Genomic DNA, 3,101 nt, shown 5'->3' with positions numbered 1-3,101 from the left:
AGGCGGTATCGCCAACATGAACTACTCGATCTCCAACAACGCTGAGTACGGCGAGTACGTGACCGGTCCGGAAGTGATCAACGCCGAATCCCGTCAGGCCATGCGCAACGCCCTGAAACGTATTCAGGACTGCGAATACGCCAAGATGTTCATCAGCGAGGGCGCCACCGGCTATCCTTCGATGACCGCCAAGCGTCGTAACAACGCCGCCCACGGTATCGAAATCATCGGTGAGCAACTGCGCTCGATGATGCCGTGGATCGGTGCCAACAAGATCGTCGACAAAGCCAAGAACTAAGTCCCGAGCTTGTACGGAAAACGCGGCCTAGGCCGCGTTTTTTCGTTTGGATCCGCCGGTTCTGGTATAAAGCTGCATTGTTTGTGGCCGAACCGTTGTCCCAGACACCTGTCGAAACTTTCCACCCCGTTGCAAGGTAAATGTCCATGAGCGAACGTCCCGAAGAGCCAAAGCAGGCTTCTGACGCCGAAAGCCTTCTGCCCATCGATGAACACATCGAAGAAGGGCATGACGCTGAAGGTCGTAAAGTCCGGCATCGTGGTATCTATCTTCTGCCGAATCTGTTCACCACTGCGAACCTCTTCGCAGGGTTCTATTCCATCATCAACTCGATGAGCGCCCAGAGTGCCTTGAGTGCGGGTGATGTGATCGGCGCGAGCAAATATTTTGCGTTTGCCGCGATCGCGATTTTCGTCGCCATGGTGCTCGACGGCCTCGACGGTCGCGTTGCCCGTATGACCAATACCCAAAGCGCTTTCGGTGCCGAGTACGACTCGCTGTCGGACATGGTTGCCTTTGGTGTGGCGCCGGCATTGCTGGCATTCGGCTGGGCCCTGGGTGACATGGGCAAGGTCGGCTGGATGGTCGCCTTCATCTATGTAGCGGGGGCGGCGTTACGTCTGGCGCGTTTCAACACTCAAGTCGGCACCGCAGACAAACGTTACTTTATCGGCCTGGCCAGCCCGGCCGCCGCCGGTGTGGTCGCGGGCATTGTCTGGGCATTCAGCGATTACGGCATTCAGGGTTCCAAGATGTCGTTCCTGGTTGCACTGATGGTTGCCGCCGCCGGGATGCTGATGGTCAGTAACATCAAGTACAACAGCTTCAAGGAGCTGGACTTGAAAGGGCGTGTTCCCTTTGTCGCGATTCTCGCGGTGGTATTGGTATTCGCCGTTGTGTTCAGTGATCCGCCGCGTATCCTGCTGCTGGTCTTCCTTGCCTATGCGGCTTCCGGGCCGGTGCAGTACCTGTTGCGCCTTCGTCGCCACAAAAAAGCCGAGTGATGTAATTTCCCTCATACTCCGCAGTCTATGGGTGCATCTGTCCTCCAAAGCTGCGGAGTTGTCATGCTGATCAAAGTCCCCAAAGCGTCTGACTGTCATGAGTCGGACGTCACGCCTGAATCCCTCTACCTTTCTCGCCGCAGTGTATTAGGTGCCGCCGTTGCAGGTTTGGCGGTGAGCAGTCTGCCGCGTTGGGCGAGTGCCGATGATGTTGCGCGTTATGCTGATGTCGAGCCTGGCAAGGCGCCCGCCTGGTTTGCCGAAAAGCTTCCTTCTACCAAATGGGAGGCGGTCAACGTCAAAGACGAGGCGATCACACCTTTCAAGGATGCGACCCACTACAACAACTTCTATGAGTTCGGTACCGATAAAGGTGATCCCGCGGCCAACGCCGGTGCGCTGAAAACCGAACCCTGGAGCGTGGTGGTGGACGGGGAGGTGGGTAAGCCGGGGCGGTATGCGCTGGAAGACTTCATGAAGCCTTATCAACTGGAAGAGCGCATCTATCGTCTTCGCTGTGTGGAAGCCTGGTCGATGGTCATTCCGTGGATCGGTTTTCCTGTTTCGGCGTTGCTCAAGGAGGTCGAGCCGACGTCCAAAGCCAAGTTCATTCGCTTCGAAACCTTGCAGGATCCCAAAAGTATGCCCGGGCAGCGTTCCGGCTTTGCCTTGATCGACTGGCCTTATGTAGAAGGGTTGCGTCTGGATGAAGCAATGAATCCATTGGCGATTCTTGCTGTGGGCATGTATGGGCGTGAGTTGCCGAATCAGAATGGTGCGCCGCTGCGACTGGTGGTGCCCTGGAAGTACGGCTTCAAGAGCATTAAATCCATCGTGCGGATCAGCTTGGTCAGTGAGCAGCCGAAAACTACCTGGCAGAGTATCGCCTCGGATGAGTATGGCTTTTATGCGAACGTGAACCCGACAGTCGATCACCCGCGCTGGACCCAGGCACGGGAAAGGCGTTTGCCGAGCGGTCTGTTCAAGCCCAATGTGCGGGACACGCAAATGTTCAACGGCTACTCGGATGAAGTTGCTTCTCTCTATACAGGGCTCGATTTGCGGAAGCATTACTGATGCGATATCCGTTTTGGCGTATTGGCGTCTTCATCACTGCAGCGATTTGGCCAGTGCTTTGGTTGTATCAGGCTTGGGCGGATGTGCTGGGACCTGATCCAGGCAAGGTATTGATTGACCATCTGGGGCAGGGGACGCTTGTGCTGCTGCTCATTACATTAAGCATGACGCCATTGCAGAAGCTCACTGGTTGGCCGGGATGGATAGCGGTTCGGCGGCAGTTGGGGTTGTGGTGCTTCGCTTATGTTGTTCTGCATTTGAGCGGTTACACCGCGTTTATCCTTGGCTTTGATTGGTCGCAACTGGGTATCGAGTTGCGAAAGCGGCCCTACATTATTGTCGGGGTGCTGGGATTTCTCTGTTTGCTGGCATTGGCGGTTACCTCTAATCGCTACAGTCAGCGGCGTTTAGGTTCTCGCTGGAAGAAACTGCATCGATTGGTTTATGTGGTTCTCGGGCTCGGATTGCTGCATATGTTGTGGATCGTTCGTGCCGATTTGAAGGAGTGGGCGATCTATGCATCTATAGGTGCGTTGTTGTTGGTACTGAGATTGCCGCCTGTAATCCGCCGGATTCCACGTTTAACAGCTAAAAAGCCCCCTTCTGCAAGAAAAGCGTAATTAGAGGTTGACGGCAGATTCTGGACGTCTATAATTCGCCCCACTTCCGGCGCAGTCGAAACGGAAAACTCCTTGGTAAACAAAGAGTTACGCAGTTTTCGG

The 3,101-nt window shown here is 55.2% G+C and carries 3 protein-coding genes and 1 pseudogene; all 4 read left to right on the top strand.

The features are described from left to right. A pseudogene (locus ACIPLA_RS28075) lies at positions 1-298 on the top strand (ketol-acid reductoisomerase); the annotation flags it as partial. A 146-nt stretch (positions 299-444) separates the two neighbouring features. Continuing rightward, a complete protein-coding gene (pssA, locus tag ACIPLA_RS28070) occupies positions 445-1,302 on the top strand; it encodes a CDP-diacylglycerol--serine O-phosphatidyltransferase (protein WP_123497220.1) in 858 nt (285 codons plus the stop codon). A gap of 63 nt (positions 1,303-1,365) precedes the next feature. Next, positions 1,366-2,379 carry a protein-methionine-sulfoxide reductase catalytic subunit MsrP gene (gene msrP / locus ACIPLA_RS28065; protein ID WP_218398763.1) on the top strand — a complete coding sequence of 338 codons (1,014 nt, stop codon included), beginning with the start codon at positions 1,366-1,368 and terminating at the stop codon, positions 2,377-2,379. Continuing rightward, positions 2,379-2,999, top strand: coding sequence for a protein-methionine-sulfoxide reductase heme-binding subunit MsrQ (gene msrQ, locus ACIPLA_RS28060; protein WP_401177719.1), 621 nt, complete (start codon positions 2,379-2,381; stop codon positions 2,997-2,999). Before msrP ends, msrQ begins: the two co-directional genes overlap by 1 nt. Positions 3,000-3,101: the final 102 nt, after the last annotated feature.

The sequence above is a fragment of the Pseudomonas sp. NPDC086112 genome, assembly GCF_044746425.1.
In the GTDB taxonomy this organism is placed as follows: domain Bacteria; phylum Pseudomonadota; class Gammaproteobacteria; order Pseudomonadales; family Pseudomonadaceae; genus Aquipseudomonas.
Note: the sequence above shows the minus strand (reverse complement) of the source record. Positions and strands in the feature narration are given on the sequence as shown.